Origin of the sequence: Pseudoalteromonas sp. SIMBA_162, assembly GCF_046535955.1 — a bacterium.
GTDB lineage: Bacteria > Pseudomonadota > Gammaproteobacteria > Enterobacterales > Alteromonadaceae > Pseudoalteromonas > Pseudoalteromonas marina.
The window spans coordinates 1-273 of the sequence record NZ_JAWJBQ010000388.1; the positions used below are offsets into that span (position 1 = coordinate 1).

A 273-nucleotide genomic window follows, 5' to 3' on the forward strand; every position below is an offset into this window, starting at 1 on the left:
GCCGGGTCGATGTTGTAGATGCCCATCTCGACATCGACGAACACCGGTACCGCGCCGAACTGCAGGATCGGGTTGACGGTGGTGGGGAAGCCGGCAGCAACGCCGATCACCTCGTCACCCGGCTTGATCGCCCGGTCGCCGAGGCGTGGCGAGGTCAGTGCGGAAAACGCCAGCAGGTTGGCCGACGAGCCGGAATTGGTGGTGAGTACACAGCGACGCCCCAGGTACCTGGCCAAGCGCTTCTCGAACGCCTCGTTGAAGCGGCCGGTGGTC

At 65.6% G+C, this 273-nt stretch carries 1 protein-coding gene; it reads right to left on the reverse strand.

The window, feature by feature from the left end; genetic code table 11:
- Nucleotides 1-273, reverse strand: a 273-nt coding sequence (locus R0J88_RS20160) for a DegT/DnrJ/EryC1/StrS family aminotransferase (RefSeq protein ID WP_410900899.1), incomplete at both ends; no start/stop codon positions are given.